This window comes from Bifidobacterium sp. CP2, from assembly GCF_018555635.1.
GTDB lineage: Bacteria > Actinomycetota > Actinomycetes > Actinomycetales > Bifidobacteriaceae > Bifidobacterium > Bifidobacterium saguinibicoloris.
Genome location: NZ_JAFEJX010000004.1, coordinates 195,310 through 213,462 on the forward strand (window position 1 = coordinate 195,310; position 18,153 = coordinate 213,462).

17 protein-coding genes are annotated in these 18,153 nt (G+C 66.4%); 1 reads left to right on the top strand and 16 read right to left on the bottom strand.

Features of this window, described 5'->3' with window-relative positions:
* Position 1 precedes the first annotated feature (1 nt).
* From sufU to aroC, 9 genes are all read right to left on the bottom strand, one after another.
* Complete coding sequence (gene sufU / locus JS531_RS04820) at positions 2–556, bottom strand: Fe-S cluster assembly sulfur transfer protein SufU (RefSeq protein ID WP_214313484.1); 555 nt, start codon at positions 554–556, stop codon at positions 2–4.
* A 65-nt stretch (positions 557–621) separates the two neighbouring features.
* Positions 622–1,893 (bottom strand): cysteine desulfurase, encoded by a 1,272-nt coding sequence (locus JS531_RS04825; protein WP_214313485.1) that lies wholly within the window; start codon positions 1,891–1,893, stop codon positions 622–624.
* Positions 1,894–1,928: 35 nt separating this feature from the next.
* A complete protein-coding gene (gene sufC / locus JS531_RS04830; protein ID WP_214313487.1) occupies positions 1,929–2,708 on the bottom strand; it encodes a Fe-S cluster assembly ATPase SufC in 780 nt (259 codons plus the stop codon).
* A gap of 48 nt (positions 2,709–2,756) precedes the next feature.
* Complete coding sequence (sufD, locus tag JS531_RS04835) at positions 2,757–3,986, bottom strand: Fe-S cluster assembly protein SufD (RefSeq protein ID WP_214313489.1); 1,230 nt, start codon at positions 3,984–3,986, stop codon at positions 2,757–2,759.
* Between the two features lie 5 nt (positions 3,987–3,991).
* The gene (sufB, locus tag JS531_RS04840) at positions 3,992–5,512 is read right to left on the bottom strand and encodes a Fe-S cluster assembly protein SufB (RefSeq protein WP_276313160.1); all 1,521 of its coding nucleotides are present in this window, start codon (positions 5,510–5,512) and stop codon (positions 3,992–3,994) included.
* 221 nt (positions 5,513–5,733) lie between these two features.
* Complete coding sequence (locus tag JS531_RS04845) at positions 5,734–7,395, bottom strand: CTP synthase (RefSeq protein WP_214313491.1); 1,662 nt, start codon at positions 7,393–7,395, stop codon at positions 5,734–5,736.
* Positions 7,396–7,452: 57 nt separating this feature from the next.
* On the bottom strand, positions 7,453–7,902 hold the full coding sequence (aroQ, locus tag JS531_RS04850) for a type II 3-dehydroquinate dehydratase (protein WP_214313493.1): 450 nt from the start codon (positions 7,900–7,902) through the stop codon (positions 7,453–7,455).
* A 93-nt stretch (positions 7,903–7,995) separates the two neighbouring features.
* A complete protein-coding gene (locus JS531_RS04855; RefSeq protein ID WP_214313495.1) occupies positions 7,996–9,621 on the bottom strand; it encodes a bifunctional shikimate kinase/3-dehydroquinate synthase in 1,626 nt (541 codons plus the stop codon).
* A 29-nt stretch (positions 9,622–9,650) separates the two neighbouring features.
* Positions 9,651–10,844, bottom strand: coding sequence for a chorismate synthase (aroC, locus tag JS531_RS04860; protein ID WP_214313497.1), 1,194 nt, complete (start codon positions 10,842–10,844; stop codon positions 9,651–9,653).
* An 87-nt stretch (positions 10,845–10,931) separates the two neighbouring features.
* On the opposite strand from aroC, the gene JS531_RS04865 reads away from it, so the two are divergent.
* Entirely contained in the window at positions 10,932–11,390 is a 459-nt protein-coding gene (locus tag JS531_RS04865; RefSeq protein WP_214313499.1) for a prepilin peptidase, read from the top strand.
* A 122-nt stretch (positions 11,391–11,512) separates the two neighbouring features.
* Here the strand turns inward: JS531_RS04865 and mltG are convergent, their stop codons facing one another.
* From mltG to rpsD, 7 genes are all read right to left on the bottom strand, one after another.
* Entirely contained in the window at positions 11,513–12,694 is a 1,182-nt protein-coding gene (mltG, locus tag JS531_RS04870; RefSeq protein WP_214313508.1) for an endolytic transglycosylase MltG, read from the bottom strand.
* Positions 12,695–12,707: 13 nt separating this feature from the next.
* Positions 12,708–13,160: a Holliday junction resolvase RuvX gene (gene ruvX, locus JS531_RS04875; protein ID WP_214313510.1), complete on the bottom strand. Its 453-nt coding sequence runs from the start codon at positions 13,158–13,160 to the stop codon at positions 12,708–12,710.
* 5 nt (positions 13,161–13,165) lie between these two features.
* Positions 13,166–15,856, bottom strand: a complete 2,691-nt coding sequence (alaS, locus tag JS531_RS04880; RefSeq protein ID WP_214313512.1) for an alanine--tRNA ligase — start codon at positions 15,854–15,856, stop codon at positions 13,166–13,168.
* A gap of 130 nt (positions 15,857–15,986) precedes the next feature.
* Positions 15,987–16,223 (bottom strand): hypothetical protein, encoded by a 237-nt coding sequence (locus JS531_RS04885; RefSeq protein ID WP_214313514.1) that lies wholly within the window; start codon positions 16,221–16,223, stop codon positions 15,987–15,989.
* The gene (locus tag JS531_RS04890) at positions 16,223–16,612 is read right to left on the bottom strand and encodes a DUF948 domain-containing protein (protein WP_214313516.1); all 390 of its coding nucleotides are present in this window, start codon (positions 16,610–16,612) and stop codon (positions 16,223–16,225) included. The genes JS531_RS04885 and JS531_RS04890 overlap by 1 nt, the downstream gene beginning before the upstream one ends.
* Before the next feature lie 39 nt (positions 16,613–16,651).
* Positions 16,652–17,326: a phosphoglycerate mutase family protein gene (locus JS531_RS04895; RefSeq protein ID WP_214313518.1), complete on the bottom strand. Its 675-nt coding sequence runs from the start codon at positions 17,324–17,326 to the stop codon at positions 16,652–16,654.
* Between the two features lie 117 nt (positions 17,327–17,443).
* A complete protein-coding gene (gene rpsD / locus JS531_RS04900; RefSeq protein ID WP_034528049.1) occupies positions 17,444–18,070 on the bottom strand; it encodes a 30S ribosomal protein S4 in 627 nt (208 codons plus the stop codon).
* Positions 18,071–18,153 lie beyond the last annotated feature (83 nt).

Sequence of the window (18,153 nt, forward strand, 5' to 3'; positions counted from 1 at the left end):
CTCACTGCTTGGCGGCCAACGCCTTGGCGATGGAGTCCTTGAGACCCTCCCAGGCGAGCAGCGCGCATTTGATGCGCATCGGGTACTTCGACACGCCCTGGAACACGATGCCGTCACCGAGGCTCTCCTCGGCGGTCTCGTCGTCCAACCCCTTGCCACGGGATTCCATGAGCTTGTGGAAGGTATGCTCGAGCTCCATGGCCTCGTCCACGGTCTTGCCGTCCACGAGGTCGACCATGACGGACAGGCTGGCCTGCGAAATGGAGCAGCCCTGACCGTCCCATACGACACGTCGGATGGTGTAGGGCTCCTCGTCGGAGACCTCCACGTGGACGGTCGCCTCGTCGCCGCAGGTGGGGTTGAACTGGTGGGATTCGCCCGGCGTGCAGTATTCGTGGGTGGCGCGGACGACGGTGTCGCCCGTGGACTCCCCCGCACCCTCCTTCGTCAGGTCCGCCGCGAAATGCTCCTTGCCATGCGGGTTCTTCGCGGCCTCGAGGATGACCTCCTGGTACATCTGTTCGAGGTCGTCGCCGCTCATGCCGTAATCGTTCATAATCACCTCAATATAGCGCCCTCCCCATGACCGGTGGGGAGGGCGGAATCGTATGTCGCGTGCGGTCAGGCGCCGAAGAACTTCCGGATGCCCTTCGCGGCCTCGACCAGGGCCTGCGCGTCCTCCACGGTGTTGTACACGCCGGAGGAGGCGCGGTTGGAGGCGTACAGCCCGAAGTGCCGGTGGACCGGCTGGGCGCAGTGGTGGCCCACGCGGATGGCGATGCCCTGCGCGTCGATGTATTGGCCGACGTCGTGCGGGTGGACGCCCTTCACGTCGAATGCGACGGTGCCGATGCGGTCCACGTTCTCACGGGGGCCGAGGATGCGGATGCCGTCGATGTCGCCGAGCTTGAGCAGTTCGGCGGCGATGGTCTTTTCGTGGGCCTCGATGTTCTCGAGTCCGATGTTCATCATCCATTCGGCGGCGACGCCCGCGGCGACGACCTGCGCAACCGGCTGGGTGCCGGCTTCGAACCGGGCCGGGGGCTCCATGTATTGGGCCGGCTGGTCCATCCATGCGAGCTCCACCATCGAGCCGCCGAAGTTCGCCGGCGGCAGGGCCTCGAGCAGTTCGCGGCGGCCGTAGAGGAAGCCGACGCCGGTGGGGCCGTACATCTTGTGCGCGCTCCATGCGGCGAAGTCGACGTCGAGCGCGTGGAAGTCGACCTTGAGGTGCGGCACAGACTGGCATGCATCGAGGATGAAGACGGCGCCGACCTCGTGCGCGCGCTTGACGATGGGGGCGATGTCGGTGATGGCGCCGGTGGTGTTGCCCACATGCGTGACGGCCACGACCTTGGTGCGGTCGGTGATGACCTCGTCGAGGTCGTCGGTGCGGACTCGCCCGTCCTCGGTCAGGTCGAGCCACTTGAACGTGGCGCCGGTGCGGTAGGCGAGCTCCTGGAACGGCAGCAGCACGGAGTGGTGTTCGGCCTTGGAGACGACGATCTCGTCGCCGGGCTTCAGGGCGAAGCGCTTCGCGGCTGCCCCCCCGCGGCCGAGCGACGCGTTGCCGAACGCGGTGGCGAGCAGGTTCAGGCCGGCGGTGGCGCCGCCGGTGACGACGATCTCCTCCTCGCCTTCCTCGGCGTTGGCGCCGACCAGCTTCGCGACCTTGGCGCGCGCCTCCTCGAACGCCATGGTGCTGCGGGCCGCGAGCTCGTGGGCGCCGCGGTGCACGCCGGCGTTGATCGTACGGTAGAACTCGCTCTCCGCATCGATGACGCACTGCGGCTTCTGCGAGGTGGCCGCCGAGTCGAGGTACACGAGCGGGTGCCCGTGGATCTCCTGCTTCAGAATCGGGAACTCGTCCCGGATCGCTGCGAAATCAACCATGTGTCTCCCCTTCCGCCGGGTTTCTCCTCCGGCGCTCAGGCCAGAGCGGACTCGGAGTCCGCACCTTCCGGCAGGTACGCGTCGTAGCCGTTCTCCTCGAGCTCGTCGGCCAGCTCGGGGCCGCCGGTCTTGACGAAGTGGCCGTCGGCAAACACGTGCACGATGTCCGGCTTGATGTACTTGAGGATGCGCGTGTAGTGCGTGACCATGAGGATGCCGAACTGGTTGGCCTCCTTGGCGCGGTTGACGCCTTCGGACACGATGCGCAGCGCGTCGACGTCGAGGCCGGAGTCGGTCTCGTCGAGGATGGCGAACTTCGGCTTGAGCAGTTCGAGCTGGAGCACTTCGGCGCGCTTCTTCTCACCGCCGGAGAAGCCTTCGTTGACGGAACGGGACGCGAACTTCGGGTCCATCTTGAGACGCTTCATCGCCTGGGACAGCTCGCGCGCCCAGGTGCGCACGGACGGCGCCTCGCCGTCGATCTCGGTCTTCGCGGTGCGCAGGAAGTTGGTCATCGAGACGCCCGGCACCTCGACCGGGTACTGCATGGCGAGGAAGAGACCCGCCTTGGCGCGCTCGTCCGGGGTCATCTTGAGGATGTCCTGTCCGTCGAGGAGCGCTTCGCCGGAGTCGACCACGTACTTGGGGTGGCCGGCCAGCGTGTAGGCGAGAGTGGATTTGCCGGAGCCGTTGGGGCCCATGATCGCGTGGGTCTCGCCGGAGTGGACGGTGAGCGAGGCGCCCTTGAGGATCTGCTTCGTGCCTTCCTTGGTTTCGACGTGGACGTGGAGGTCCTTGATTTCGAGAGTGGACATTGAATCTCCTAAAACCTGAAAATGCGTGTTGTTGCTTGCTGCGGGGCGTTACTTGTCTTCGAGCACCTGCGCCATGGCCGCGCTTTCGCCGCGGGCCAGTCGCCGGTCGATGACGTCCATGAGGTGGTCGGAGACGGCCGGGATGCCGATCTCCTCGACGAGTTCGCCGAAGAAGCCGCGCACGACGAGCTTGCGCGCCTCGGCCTCCGGGATGCCTCGGGATTCGAGGTAGAACAGCTCCTCGTCGTCGAAACGGCCGACGGAGCTCGCATGGCCGGCGCCGATGATGTTGCCATTCTCGATCTCGAGGTTCGGCTCGGAATCGGCGATCGCCCCCGGGGTGAGGACGAGGTTGCGGTTGAGCTCGTAGGAGTCGGTGCCGGGGGCCGTCGGGGCGATCAGCGCGTTGCCCACCCACGTGGAGTGCGCGCCCTTGCCGTCGAGCGCGCCCTTGTAGACGACGCGGCTCTTGCAGTCGGGGTGGTTGTGGACGACCATCGTGCGGTGCTCGATGTGTTCGCCCGGGTCGACGAAGTAGATGCCAAGCATGTTGAGGTCGCCCTGTTCGCCGCCGAAGTCCTGGTCCATGCGGATGCGCACGACGTCGCCGCCCAGCGTGACGACGGCGTGGCGCAGGGACGCGCCTTCGCCCACGTGGATGCGGTGGTTGCCGACGTGCTTGGCGGTGCGGTCCCATTCCTGGATGAAGGTGGTGGAGACGTGCGAGTCCTTGCCGGTGACGATTTCGACGCCTTCGGCGAGCTTCGCGTCGCCGTCGTGTTCGACGACGACGTCCGCGTGCGCCCTGTCGGCGGCGGCGATGACGAGGTGGAACGCGTCGAGGTCCTCGCCGGCGCCGTGCACCTTGACGAGCACGGGCCGGGCAATCTCGCCTTCGAGCCGGATGATGGTGGCGGTGGCACCGGAGTTCCATTCGACGGCGGAGACGCGGTCGTTCGGTTTGGAGACCGTGCCGGACTCCTTCTCGCCGAGCTTGACCTGCTCGACGGTGACGCCCGCGGCGAGCGGCGAGCCGTCGATCATGCCGACTTCGATCTGTGTCTCGCCGGACGGCGTGAACGGCTCGAAGAATTCGGCGATGCGTTCGACAGGCGTGTAGCGCCAATCCTCCTGCTTGCGGTCCGGCACCGGGAATGCGTCGACCTCGAACGAGCGGGGCGCACGGTCCGCGCTGGACGGCATGGCCGCCGGCACCTTGTACGGGTCGTTCGGATCCGCGACGGGGATGTTGAGTTCTGCTGCGTTGTTGTCCGCCATGGGAATCAGCCCACCGATCCTTCCATCTGCAATTCGACGAGTCTGTTGAGTTCGAGCGCGTATTCCATCGGCAGCTCGCGGCTGATCGGCTCGACGAAGCCGCGCACGATCATGCCCTGCGCCTCCTCTTCGGACAGGCCGCGGCTCATCAGGTAGAAGAGCTGGTCCTCGGAGATCTTGGAGACGGTGGCCTCATGCGCCATCGAGACATCGTCCTCGCGCACGTCCACGTGCGGGTACGTGTCGGAACGGCTGAAGTCGTCGACGAGCAGCGCGTCGCACACGGTGGAGTTGGAGGAGCCTTCCGCGCCCTTGACGATCTTGACGAGGCCGCGGTACGCGGAACGGCCGCCGCCGCGGGAGATCGACTTGGCGACGATCGTGGACGAGGTGTGCGGGGCGAGGTGGATCATCTTCGCGCCGGTGTCCTGGTACTGGCCCTTGCCGGCGAAGCCGAGCGACATGGTGCTGGCCTTCGCGTACGGTTCGGCGAGGATGCAGGCCGGGTACTTCATCGTGGCCTTGGAGCCGATGTTGCCGTCGACCCATTCCATCGTGCCGCCCTCGCGCACGTAGGCACGCTGGGTGACGAGGTTGTACACGTTGTTCGACCAGTTCTGCACGGTGGTGTAGCGCACGCGGGCGTGCTTCTCGACGATGATCTCGACGATGGCGGCGTGCAGGGAGTCCTCGGACCAGATCGGGGCGGTGCAGCCTTCGACGTAGTGCACGTAGGAGCCTTCATCGGCGATGATCAGGGTGCGTTCGAACTGGCCCATGGCCGGGGTGTTGATGCGGAAGTACGCCTGCAGCGGGATGTCCACGTGGACGCCCTTGGGCACGTACACGAATGAGCCGCCGGACCACGCCGCGGTGTTGAGGGCGCCGAACTTGTTGTCCTCCGGGGGCACGACGGTGCCGAAATACTTGCGCACGAGGTCGGGGTATTCGCGCACGGCGGTGTCGGTGTCGACGAAGATCACGCCCTGCTTCTTCAGGTCCTCCTGGATGGAGTTGTAGATGACCTCGGACTCGTACTGGGCGGCCACGCCGGAGACCAGGCGGTTCTTCTCCGCCTCCGGGATGCCGAGGCGGTCGTACGTGTTGCGGATGTCGTCGGGCAGCTCGTCCCAGGTCTTGGCCTGCTTGTCGATCGGCTTGACGTAGTACTTGAAGTCGTCGGCGTTGAAGCCGGTCAGGTCGACGCCCCATTCCGGCATCGGCTTCTCGAGGAACGCCTTGTAGCCGCGCAGACGCATGTCGAGCATCCATTGCGGCTCGCCCTTGTCGGCGCTGATGCCGCGGACGACGTTCTCGTCGATGCCTCTCTTGGCGGCCTCGCCGGCCGCGTCGGAGTCATGCCAGCCGTAGCTGTAGTCGCCGAACTGCTGGATGATCTCGTCGTCCTGTCTGATCTTCTCCTCGTTGACGCGGGACCTGTCGGCCACGTACTGGCTCATCTCCACGTCAGCTGCGGCGTTGGGTGCCTGGGTGTCACTCACCGTACACTGCCTCCAATCGTTCATAAGTTCCTACGCAAACCTAGCAGAAGGTACGTCGCAACTCCATACCGACACCGTATGTCGGCTGTACGCGCAACGTGAGCTTGGTTACGGAACGGAACCGGCGGCGGGCCGTCGTCGCCTGCGCATCGTACGCGAAAGGGCGTCGGCCACGACCTCGATGAAGGTCATGGCCGACGCCCTATCGGCGGTCCCGTTCCGCTCCCCTAGAGGAGAACGAGAGGTCAGCGCTCACGCTGGTGGTCGAGCGCGGCCTTGACGAGGCCCGCGAACAGCGGGTGCGGCTTGGTCGGGCGGGACTTGAACTCCGGGTGCGCCTGGGTGGCCACGTAGAACGGGTGCACGTCCTGCGGCAGTTCGACGAACTCGGTGAGCTCGCCGTCCGGGCTCTGACCGGAGATGCGCAGGCCGCCTTCGCGCAGACGGTCCTTGTACGCGACGTTGACCTCGTAGCGGTGACGGTGACGCTCGGTGACGTGCGTGGTGCCGTACAGTTCGGCGACCAGCGAACCCTCCTCGAGCTCGGCCGGGTAGGAGCCGAGGCGCATGGTGTGGCCCATGTCGCCCTTGCCGGCGACGATGTCCTTCTGCTCCTCCATGGTGGCGATGACCGGGTTGGCGCAGTCCGGCTCGAACTCGGTGGAGTTGGCGTCCTCGATGCCGAGCACGTGGCGCGCGTACTCGATGACCATGGACTGCAGGCCCAGGCACAGGCCGAGGGCCGGCAGCTTGTTCTCACGCGCGAACTTCAGAGCGCCGATCTTGCCTTCGATGCCACGGATGCCGAAGCCGCCGGGGATGACGATGCCGTCGATGTTGTCGAGCGCGGCGGCCGCGCCCTCCTCGGTCTCGCAGCGGTCGGCCGCGACCCACTTGACGTTGACCTTGGCCCAGTTGGCAAAACCGCCGGCCTTGATGGCCTCGGTGACGGACAGGTAGGCGTCCGGCAGGTCGATGTACTTGCCGACAATGGCGACGTTGACCTCGTGCTTCGGGTGGTGGACACGCTCGAGCAGGTCCTCCCACTCGTCCCAGTCGACGTCGTGGAACGGCAGGCCGAGCTCGCGCACCACGTACGCGTCGAGGCCCTCGTCGAACAGGATCTTCGGCACGTCGTAGATGCTGTTGGCGTCCACGCAGTTGACCACGCCCTCGGCGTCCACGTCGCACATGAGGCTGATCTTGTCCTTGATGGACTGGTTGAGCGGACGGTCGGAGCGCAGCACGAGCGCGTCCGGGGAGATGCCGAGCTGGCGCAGCATCATGACGGAGTGCTGGGTGGGCTTGGTCTTGAGCTCGTGGGCGGCGGAGATGTACGGCACGAGGGAGACGTGCACGAACATGCAGTTGTCGGAGCCGAGGTCGCGGCGCACCTCGCGGGCCGCCTCGAGGAACGGCTGGGATTCGATGTCGCCGACGGTGCCGCCGATCTCGGTGATGATGACGTCCACGTCGTCGCTCGCCTGGGCGCGCATGCGGGACTTGATCTCGTTGGTGATGTGCGGGATGACCTGCACGCACTGGCCGAGGTATTCGCCGGCGCGCTCCTTGCGCAGCACCTCCTGGTAGATCTGGCCGGTGGTGACGTTGGCCTTCTGGGAGAGGAAGACGTCGAGGAAACGCTCGTAGTGGCCGATGTCGAGATCGGTCTCGGCACCGTCCTCGGTGACGTACACTTCACCGTGCTGGAACGGGTTCATGGTGCCCGGGTCGACGTTGATGTACGGGTCGAGCTTCTGCTGCAGCACATGCAGGCCGCGGGAGCGCAGGAGACGGCCGAGGGAGGAGGCGGTCAGGCCTTTGCCGAGGGAGGAGACCACGCCGCCGGTGACGAAGATATGCTTGGTGACGTGCTCTTGCGAATTGCCATGTGTTCTTCTAACCATGGAATTTCACTCTATCACCCGTGCGTGACGCGGCGTGTTCCCCTCCCCGGGTCCGTGTCAGCCATTGACCAGATGGGCCACGGCGTCCAGCGCGAGCTTGTATCCGTAGAAGCCCATGCCGGTGATGGTGCCGGTGGCGACCGGCGAGATGACCGAACGCTTGCGGAACTCGTCGCGCGCGGACGGGTTGGAGATGTGCACCTCCATAAGCGGCAAACCGGCGTCGCCCACCATGTGCGCGGCGTCGGCCAGCGCATAGCTGTAGTGGGTGAACGCGGCCGGGTTCATCACGACGGGCGTCTTCTCGTCGGCCGCCTGATGCATCCAGTGCACCATCTCGGATTCGTCGTCGGTCTGACGCACTTCGACCTCGAGACCGAGCTCGGCGCCCCACGCGGTGCATAGACGGCGCAGCTCCTCGAGGTCCTGGCGGCCGTACACGTCGGGCTGGCGCACGCCGAGACGTCCAAGGTTCGGTCCGTTGACGACGATGACTTTCGTTGGCATGGTTCTCTCCTTCTTGGGACGAATCGCTTGGGGACGAATCGCTTGGGGACGGGTCGTTTGGGACGGACCGCCGGACGGATCCGTCACCGGGGTTCAGTGCCGGATGCGTTCGAACGCCTCGCGGACGGCGTCCGCCGGCGGATCCTCCAGGTGCATCATGTGCCCGGGGCCGCCGTCGAGGATGACGAAGCGCAGCATGTTGCCGCGGGCCTTCTTGTCCTTGTGCATGAGGGCGAGCACGTCCTCGAACGAGCCACCGTCCCAGGAGGTCGGCAGGCCGAGCGAGCCGAGCAGCGAACGGTGGTAGTCGACGAGGTCCTGGTCGATGTGGCCGAGCAGATGGGCCAGTTCGGCGGCGTACACGCAGCCCACGGCCACCGCGTTGCCGTGACGCCAGCGGAAGTGCTCGAGCTTCTCGATGGCGTGGGCGAGCGTGTGCCCGTAGTTGAGGAACTCACGCTTGCCTTTCTCCTTGAGGTCGGCGGACACGTGGTGCATCTTCACGGTGACCGTGCGTTCGATGAGCTCGGCGGTCACGTCCTCCAGCGGGGAGCCGAGGAACGTGGCGCCGTCGAACGCGCGCAGCTCGTCGGCGTGCCGTTCGAGGATATGCAGGATCTCCGTGTCCTCGAGGAAGCCGGATTTCGCCACTTCGCCCAGGCCTTCGATGAAGATGTCGTTTGGCAGCGAGGAGAGGGTGGTGAGGTCGGCGAGCACGCCGGCGGGCGTGTAGAACGAGCCGACGAGGTTCTTACCCGCCTCGGTGTTGATGCCGGTCTTGCCACCGGTGGAGGCGTCCACCATGGCGAGCAGGGAGGTGGGGCAATTCACGTAGCGGATGCCGCGCATCCAGGTGGCGGCGATGAAGCCGGCGAGGTCGGTGGCCGCTCCCCCGCCCACGCCGACGATCGCATCCGAACGGGTGAAGCCCTCGTCGCCGAGACGCCTCCACACGCCGTTGGCGACGTCGACGGTTTTGCCGGCCTCGGCGTCGGGCACCACGATGTCGGTCACGTCGTACCCGGCCTGACGCAGCAGCGTGCGCGCCCTGTCGGAGTGACGCTGCACCGGGCGCGTGTGGATGAGCGCCACCTTGGCGACGCCCTCGCCCAGCACGTCGGCGAGATGGTTCAGCGCGCCTTCGCCGATGACCACGTCGTAGGGTTCGATGCCGGTTCCGGTGACGTGCACCGTGCGTTCGGAGATCATGTTCATCACCTTCCTCGCCGCCTGCTGCGGCGTCTGCCTGCGCGTGTGCACATGCACGTTGGCGACTTCGCGGAACACGGGGTCCCGCTGCTTGTACAGTTTGCGCCAACGCGCGTTCGCGTCGCCGGAGAGCATGGGGCGTCCGCCTCCCCTGTTGGCGCGTTCCATGGCCTCGTGCGGGTCCGCGTCCAGATAGACGACGCGGCCGCCGCGTGCGATGTACGCGGCCAGCTCACGCTGTGTGGAGGGCGTCATCGGCGCTCCTCCGCCGAGGGAGAAGATCCCGTCAAAGTCCTCGAGGAAGTCGGCGATGAGGTCCGCCTCCAGCTCGCGGAACGCGGGTTCGCCGTACCGTTCGAAGTAGGCGGGAATCTTCATGCCCGCCTCGCGTTCGATCTCGATGTCCGCGTCGGCGAACGGCAGCCCCATCATGTGGGCCACCTCCTTGCCGACGCGCGTCTTGCCGGCCCCCATCATGCCGATGATGACGGCCTTCGGTTGCATGCTCATGTGTCTGGTACCTCCGGAAGCGAATCCGCTCAGCGCATGTGCTCCGGCCAGGAGGCGAGGTAGTTCTCGCAGTTGCGGCGGGTCTCCTCGAGGCTGTCGCCGCCGAACTTCTCCAACGCGTACTTGGCGAGGGTGAGACGGACCATCGCCTCGGCCACGACGGCCGCGGCCGGCACGGCGGTGGAGTCGGAACGCTGGTTGATGGCCTGCGCGGCCTCGCCGTTGGCGACGTCCACGGTCCTCAGGGCCTTCGGGATGGAGGGGATCGGCTTCATGGCGGCGCGCACGCGGATCGGCTGCCCGTTGGACATGCCGCCCTCGATGCCGCCGGCGCGGTTGGTGAGCCTGGTGATGTGGCCGTCCTCGCCAGGCACCATCTCGTCGTGCGCGGCGGAGCCGGGACGCACGGCCTCGAGGAAGCCGTCGCCGATCTCCACGCCCTTGATGGCCTGGATGCCCATGACGGCGGAGGCGAGGGCCGCGTCGAGACGACGGTCGGACTCCACGTATGTGCCGATGCCGGCGGGCACGCCGTAGGCGATGACCTCGATGACGCCGCCGACGGTGTCCGCGTTGGCCTTGATTTCGTCGATGCGCTTGATCATGCGCTCCTCGGCGGCCTTGTCGAGCGTGCGCACCGGGGAGGCATCGAGCGCGGCGACGTCGTCCGGCGTGGGCAGCGGCGTGTGGTCGGCATCCTCCACGCCGGCGCCGCCGATGGAGATGACGTGTGCGACGGTGCGGATGCCGTACGCCTGTTCGAGGAACTTCGCGGCGATGGAGCCCAACGCCACGCGGGACGCGGTCTCGCGCGCGCTGGAGCGTTCGAGCACGGGGCGGGCGTCGTCGAACCCGTACTTGCGCATGCCGGTCAAGTCGGCATGACCCGGGCGCGGGCGGCTCAGCGGGGCGTTGCGGCCTTCACGCGGGATGTCGTGGTCGAGCGGGTCGGCGCTCATGACCTCGGTCCACTTCGGCCATTCGGTGTTGGCGATCTCCACGGCGATGGGGCCGCCGAGCGTGGAGCCGTGGCGCACGCCGGTGAGCAGACGCACCTTGTCCTGTTCGAACTTCATGCGGGCTCCGCGGCCGTAGCCGAGACGGCGTCGCGCCAGCGCGTCCACCACGTCCTGGCTGGTGACCTCGACCCCGGCGGGCAGCCCTTCGATCATGGCCACCAGCGCCTCGCCGTGGGACTCCCCCGCCGTCTGCCAACGCAACATATCCGTTCTCCTCCACTGTTCTGGCCGTTTCCCGCCTGTCGCCGGAAACGGTTGTTCGCGTACGTGACTAGGGGTTAATGTTAGGGCATGCCGTACCTGTATTGTCTGCCCGGTCTCATTTGCGGTCTGGCCCTCGCCGCGGAGGATGTACGCCGTCGGCGCGTGCCTCGGACGTGGGTGGCGGCGGGATGCCTTGTCCAATTGGCCGCGGACGTGGCGTGGGCGGTGATGGCGAACGACTTCTTCGTGGTGTTGCAGGCGATGCTGTTCGCCGTGCTGTGCGCCGGCGTGCAGCTGCTGCTCGCGTTGGCGAGGCCCGGGGCCGTGGGGTTGGGCGATGTGACGGCGATGCTGCCGCTGGGTCTCGCCGTGGGCGCGTACGGCCTGTTCCATGTGGTGACGTGGTGGGTGTGCCTGGGGCTGCTGGGGTTCCTGTTCGTCGCGCTGTGGACGCGGTTCGATCCGCAGCGTCATGGCGCGTACGCCGGCAAGGTGCCGTTCGTGCCCGTGATCGTGGTCTCCGCGGTCGTCGCCGTGCTGGTGTGACGGGCCCTCGTTCCATCCGCTGCGCCTTCATCTGCGCGTGACTCCGTATGAATACGCGGATCCCCGCGTCCGTCGTCCGACGTCGCGGGGATCCGTTTGCTGTCATGCGCGGCGTGCCGCGGTCAGTTCGCGTTCTTGTTGTTGTTCTTGTACTCCTGCACGAACTGGTTGAATTCGGTCTCGTTGTCGGTGAACTTGGTCTCGCCGGTCTCGAGGTTCGTGGTGACGAAGTACAGCCAGTTCCCGTCCTCGGGCGCGAGGGCCGCCTTGATGGCGTTGTCTCCCGGGTTAGAGATCGGTGTGGGCGGCAGCCCCTTGTTGATGCGCGTGTTGTACGGGTTGGACGCGTCGTCGAGCATGGCCTGGGTGATCTTGGCGGGTTCCACGTCATTGCCGTAGGCGACGGTGGAGTCCATGCCGAGGGTCATGTTCTTGTCCAGTCGGTTGAGGATGACGCGGGTCACCTTGCCGTAGTATTCCTTCGAGTTCACCTCGGCCTCCGCGATGGATGCGATGTTGAGGATCCGTTCGCGGTCGGAGCCGGTGGGCACGCCGAGCGAGTCGAGCTTGGCGATGCGCTTGTCGACCATCATCTTGAGGATGTCCGAGGCGCTCTTCTTGGATTTCACATCGTACTGGCCGGGTTCCAGCCACCCCTCGAACTTGCCGTTTGCCTCGGCGGGCAGGATGCCGGATCCGCCGCCGTCGACGACCGACTGGAATTCGCTTTCGTCGATGCCGGACAGCTGCGCGGCCTCCTTGATGACGGCGGAGACGCGTTCACCGGACTTGACGTCGAGGAAGCCGGTGGCCTTCGTCTGGTCGGAGAGGATGGCGATCACGTCGGCCGCGGCCATGTGGCGCTTGAGCTCGTAGGTGCCAGGGTACAGCGTGGACGAGTTCGCCATGGCGACGGCGGTGAACGCGGCCTGGGATTTCACCACGTCCGCCTTGACCAGCTTCTTGGCGATGGCCACGGCGTCGTCCCCCTGGTCCACGGTGAACCACACCGTGCCGGTGCCGGGGCCCGGGTAGTCCTGGGAGATGGCCTGCTGGTTGTCGTTGTAGGCGCGCCATGCGGCGAGGCGACGGTAGCCGAAGAAGCAGCCGGTGGCCACGAGCGCGACGATCACCAGCGTCGAGATGATGATGACGAGGCGCTTGCGCTTGCCCTTCTTGCGGCGTTTGCGCATCTCCTTGCGAGATTTCGGGGGGCGTGGCGGTTCGGCCGTGGGGGCAGCGGCGGAGTTGCCGGCCACCCACTGGGTGTTCTCCTCGAAGTAGTCGTTGAAGCTTTCGGACATCACTTCTCTCCTGTCACGCTTTGCGATCCAACGCGGATTGCAGTATCACCACGGCGGACTGCTGGTCGACCATGGGACGGTGTCTCCTGCTGGAGATGTTCGCTTCGCTCAACTGGTGATGCGCGCTGACCGTGGTGAGGCGCTCATCGACCAATTCTACGACGGGCGCGGATTGCAGAACGGTTTCGCCGTCCTCTATCAGACGGTTGATGCGGGTGGTGAGGTTCGCGGCCCAACGCCGCGCCTTCTTCGCGCTTTTGCCTTCATCGCCGTTGAGCAGCAACGGCAGGCCGACGACGACGTGGTCCACGTGCTCGTCTTCGATCACGTAGATCACGTCGTCCAATGCGCGGAACGAATCCCCATATGCGGGGATGTTGCCGATCGGATGTGCGAAGGTGAGCTCCGGGTCGGACAATGCGAGTCCGACCCGTGCGTCACCCAGATCAATGCCAAGCCAGGTCAAACGGCTCAGCCCTTCAGCGCCTCGCGTTCGAGAGCGGAGACCGCCTCGTCGAGCTTGGACGCGTCGGCGCCGCCGCCCTGGGCGAAGTCCGGCTTGCCGCCGCCACCGCCGCCGAGGATCTTGGAGGCGCCGCGCACGAGGTCGCCGGCCTTGATGCCGAGCTTGCGCGCGGCCTCGTTGGTGGCCACGGCCACCATGGGCTTGTCCTCGGCGCTGACGCCGGCCAGCGCCACGACCACCGGGGATTCCTCGCCGAGGCGGGAGCGCACGTCGAGCACGGTCTTGCGCAGTGCGTCGAAGGAGCCGAAGTGGCCCACGTTCTTCGCGGCGACCTTGACGGTCGCGTTCGAGGCCTGCGCGTTCCTGACGAGCTCGGGCACGGCCGCGGCCAGTTGACTCTCGTACATGGCGGCCAGGCGACGGTCGGATTCCTTGAGCTTGGCGAGCAGCGCGTTGACGCGTTCGGCCAGCTCGTCCGGGCGGGCGTTGAGCTTGTCGCTCAGCTGGGAGACGAGGGCGTGCTCGCGCGCGTTGAACTCGTAGGCGCCGGCGCCCACCACGGCGTCGACGCGACGCACGCCGGAGCCGATGGAGGATTCGGACATGATGTTGATGGCGCCGATCTTGCCGACGTGGTCCACGTGGGTGCCGCCGCACAGCTCGCGGCTCCAGCCGTCCTCGCCGATGGACACGACGCGCACGATGTCGCCGTACTTCTCGCCGAACAGGTGCATGGCGCCCAGGGCGATGGCGTCGTCGAACTTCATCTCCTTGGTGGTGACGGCGAGGTTGTCGCGCAGACGGTCGTTGACGCGCTCCTCGACGGCGCTCATGACCTGCTTGGTCGGTGCCTTGGACCACTGGAAGTCGAAGCGCAGACGGTTCGGGGCGTCCTCGGAGCCGCGCTGGGTGGCCTGCGGGCCGAGCTCCTCGCGCAGCGCCTTGTGCACCATGTGCGTGGCGGTGTGGGAGCGGGCGATGGCGCCGCGGCGGGCCAGGTCGATGCTGGCGTTGACCTGCGTGCCGACGACCAGCGTGCCTTCGGTCAGACGGCACTGGTGGACGATGAGATCCTTGATGGGCTTCTGCACGTCGTCGACCTCGAGCACGGCGCCGTCGTCGGACAGGATCTCGCCCTGATCGGCGAGCTGACCGCCGGCCTCCGCGTAGAACGGGGTGCGGTCGAGCACGACCTCGACGGTGGCCGGACCGGTGACGGCGGGCACGGAGCCCTTGCCTTCCTGCATGATGCCGAGCACGGTGGCGCGGGCGGACATGTCGGTGTAGCCGAGGAAGTCGATTGGCTTGGCGAGCGTCTTCTTGAAGTCGTCGTAGACGGACAGGTCCACGTTGTGGCGCTTCTTGAGCGCGTCGGCACGGGCGCGGCCCTTCTGCTCGGCCATGAGTTCGCGGAACTTGGCCTCGTCCACCTTGACGCCCTGGTCGGCGGCCATCTCGAGCGTGAGCTCGATCGGGAAGCCGTAGGTGTCGTGGAGCTTGAACGCGTCGTCGCCGGAGACGACGGCCTCGGCGCCGGACTCGGAGTCCTTCTTCGCCTTCTTCACGGCGACGTCGAGGATCTCGATGCCGGAGGTGAGGGTGCGGCGGAAGGCATCCTCCTCGCCGTACGCGGATTCGCTGACCTCGTGGAAGGTCTTGTCGAGCTCCGGGTAGCTGGGCTCCATGGCGGCCTTGGAGGTCGGGAACAGGGTGGGCAGCACGGCGTCCTCGACGCCGAGCACGCGCATCGCCTCGATGGTGCGGCGCAGCAGGCGGCGCAGCACGTAGCCGCGGCCGTTGTTGGACGGGCGCACGCCGTCGGACATGATCATGAGCGCGGAGCGCACGTGGTCGGCCACGACGCGGAACTTGACGTCCATCGCCTCGTCCTCGCCGTACTTGCGGCCGGACAGACGCTCGGCGGCCTCGATGACGGGGAAGACCTCGTCGGTCTCGTAGATGTTGTTCTTGCCCTGCAGCAGGTAGGCGAGGCGCTCCAGGCCCGCGCCGGTGTCGATGTTCTTGTTCTCCAGCTCGCCCACGATGTGCAGGTCGGTCTTGGACTTGACGTTGTCGACCTCGTAGTTCTCGAACACGAGGTCCCAGATCTCGATGTAGCGGTTCTCGTCGGCGATCGGGCCGCCCTCCTTGCCGAAGGCGGGGCCGCGGTCCACGTAGATCTCGGAGCAGGGGCCGCCGGGGCCGGGGCCGCCGGTGGTCCAGAAGTTGTCCTCCATGCCCATCTTCTGGATGTGCTCGGGGTCGACGCCCTCGTTGACCCACATGGAGCGGGCCTCCTCGTCGTCGGTGAACGTGGTCATCCACAGCTTCTCGGGGTCGAAGCCGTATCCGCCCTTGTCCTGCGGGGAGGTGAGCAGCTCCCACGCATAGTGGATGGCCTCCTCCTTGAAGTAGTCGCCGAAGGAGAAGTTGCCGATCATCTGGAAGAACGTGCCGTGGCGGGTGGTCTTGCCGACCTCGTCGATGTCGAGCGTACGCACGCACTTCTGGTTGGAGGCCATGCGCTTGTGGGGCGGGGTCTGCTCACCCATGAGGTACGGGATGAACGGGACCATGCCGGCGATGGTGAACAGCGTGGTGGGGTTCGGGGAGATCAGCGAGGCCGAGGGGACCACCATGTGGTCGTGGGCCGCGAAATAGTCGAGGTAGCGCTTCGCGATTTCTGAAGTGCGCATGGGTGGATGGTGCTCCTTGTTGTTGGTTGGGCGTGAGGGCATGAGCGCACCCTCACGGACCGTATTGGTTTGATGCGATACGTGTGTGCGTGTTGTCCGCGGCGGATTTTGGCGATGGCCGACGCGCGTATCAGCCGCGCTCGGCGATGTATTGCCTGGTGAGTTCAGCCTCGCGGGCTCGGCGCGTGGCGTTGAACTCGTTGACCAGCCCTTCGAGCGTCTTCATGCCGACATGGTCCTGGTCGGGACCGAGGAGGAACTGGCGCGCCGCGTCCGGGGTGTTCGCCTTGACGTAGGCCTGGGCCTTGGTGACGGCGATGACGCCGAGCCCGAAGCCGAGTCCCACCCAGAAGAGTCGTTTGAACATCACTCCCCCTTGCCTTCCGAACCCTGGACGGCGGTCTTCTTGGCGAGGAAGGACTGGGCGGTGGACTTGACCGCGTACATGGCGGACGCCACCTTGATGACGGGCTTGCCGAGGAAGGACCCGTACAGGTCGGTGAGCGCGCCCACGTTGTTCGCCGTGGTGGATGCGGCGGCGGAGATCTTGTTCACGTCCTCGAGGGACTTGTTGACCTGCTTGACCGTGGTGACGCTCTCGTCAAGCGCGGGGATGGCGTGGTCGCCGCTGTCCTTGACGGTCTGTGCGATCTGGTCGAACATCTTGCCAAGGCGGATCAGCGGATAGATCATGAACCCGGCGAGCACGGCGAACGCAATCGCCGCCACCAGGCCGGCGATCTCTCCTACTCCCATTGTGCCTCCCTGTTGTGAAGAATTACTCGCACAAGAGTATCACTTGCCGTACGACACGATGGTGAGGGCTTCGGAGAACGGCTTGGCGGTGTCGAAATCGATGTCGGTGACGGAGCCGTTGGCGGGCCGTGCGCTCAGGTCGAGGTCGTCGCCGCCGAAGCGGTGTCCGAGGCTGAGCAGCGTGTTGCCGTGGGAGATCTGCAGCACGTCGTCCCCGTCCTTGAGCGCGGGGTTGGCGGCGATGAGCGCGAACGCCCCCTCGACGCGCGTCCAGTATTCGGCGTCCGATTCGGCGTCGTGGAACGGATCGGCCTCCTTGAGGAAGTCGCGCGTGGCGGCGAGTCCGTATTTCTCGACGATCGCGTTGTAGCTTCCGGCGCCGTGGGGACCGCCCGCGGCGGTCCATGCGAGGGACATGTCCTGTCCTTCGAAGTAGCCGTAGCACTGTTCGCGGAAATGCATGTCGGAGACGAGTTCGGGACGCCGGTGTCCCGCGGCCTCGTTGATGTCGAGGATCCTGGCGGCGGTGATCTGTGCACGGGAGGTGTCCGAGCAGTACGCGGCGGCGAACTCGTAGCCTTCGAGCTTGCGGCCGGCCTTGTCCGCGTCGGCGAGGCCGGAGGCGGTGAGCGGCGCGTTGCACCATCCCTGGAGCCTGTTGTACTTGTTGAACGTGGTCTGCCCGTGGCGGACCAGATGCAGGTGGAGAATCATGGTTCCACTCTACATCCCCGCATCGCGTCCCGGAACGCGCGAACCCCGCGCCCAACCGGGACGCGGGGTTCGAACGGTATGTCCTTGACTGTATATGGATACAGAAGTGGGCCCGGATCAGCGGGCGTAGAATTCGACCACGTACTGGATGTTGACCTGCACCGGGACCTCCTCGGCCTCCGGCTTGCGGGTCAGGGTGGCCTTGAGGGAGGCCAGGTTCACGTCGAGGTAGCCGGGGACCGCGGGCAGCACGTCACGGTGCACGCCTTCGGCGGCGATCTGGAACGGGACCATGGTCTGGCTCTTCGGCTTGACCTGGATGGTCTGGCCGGGCTTGACGCGGTAGGACGGGCGGTTCACGATGTTGCCGTCCACGAGGATGTGGCGGTGGGTCACGAACTGACGGGCCTGGGCGGTGGTGCGGGCGATGCCGGCGCGCAGCACGAGGTTGTCGAGGCGGACCTCGAGATCCTGCAGCATGGCGTTACCGGTCTGGCCGGCGGTGCGGGTGGCCTTCTCGTAGGCGGCGCGGAGCTGCTTCTCGGACACGCCGTACTGGGCGCGCAGACGCTGCTTCTCGCGCAGACGCACCGCGTAATCGGACTCGGTGCGGCGACGGGTGCGGCCGTGCTCACCCGGGGCGTACGGGCGCTTCTCGAAGATGCGCTGGGCCTTCGGGGTCAGGGCGATGCCGAGGGCGCGGGACAGGCGCACCTGACGGCGGGAACGCTGAACGTTCGTCATTGTTGTTCCTTTATCTTTCTGTCGTTATCTGAACGGAACGCGGACTTGTGGCAAGCCGCGCTGAGTCGGGCCTCTCCAACGCT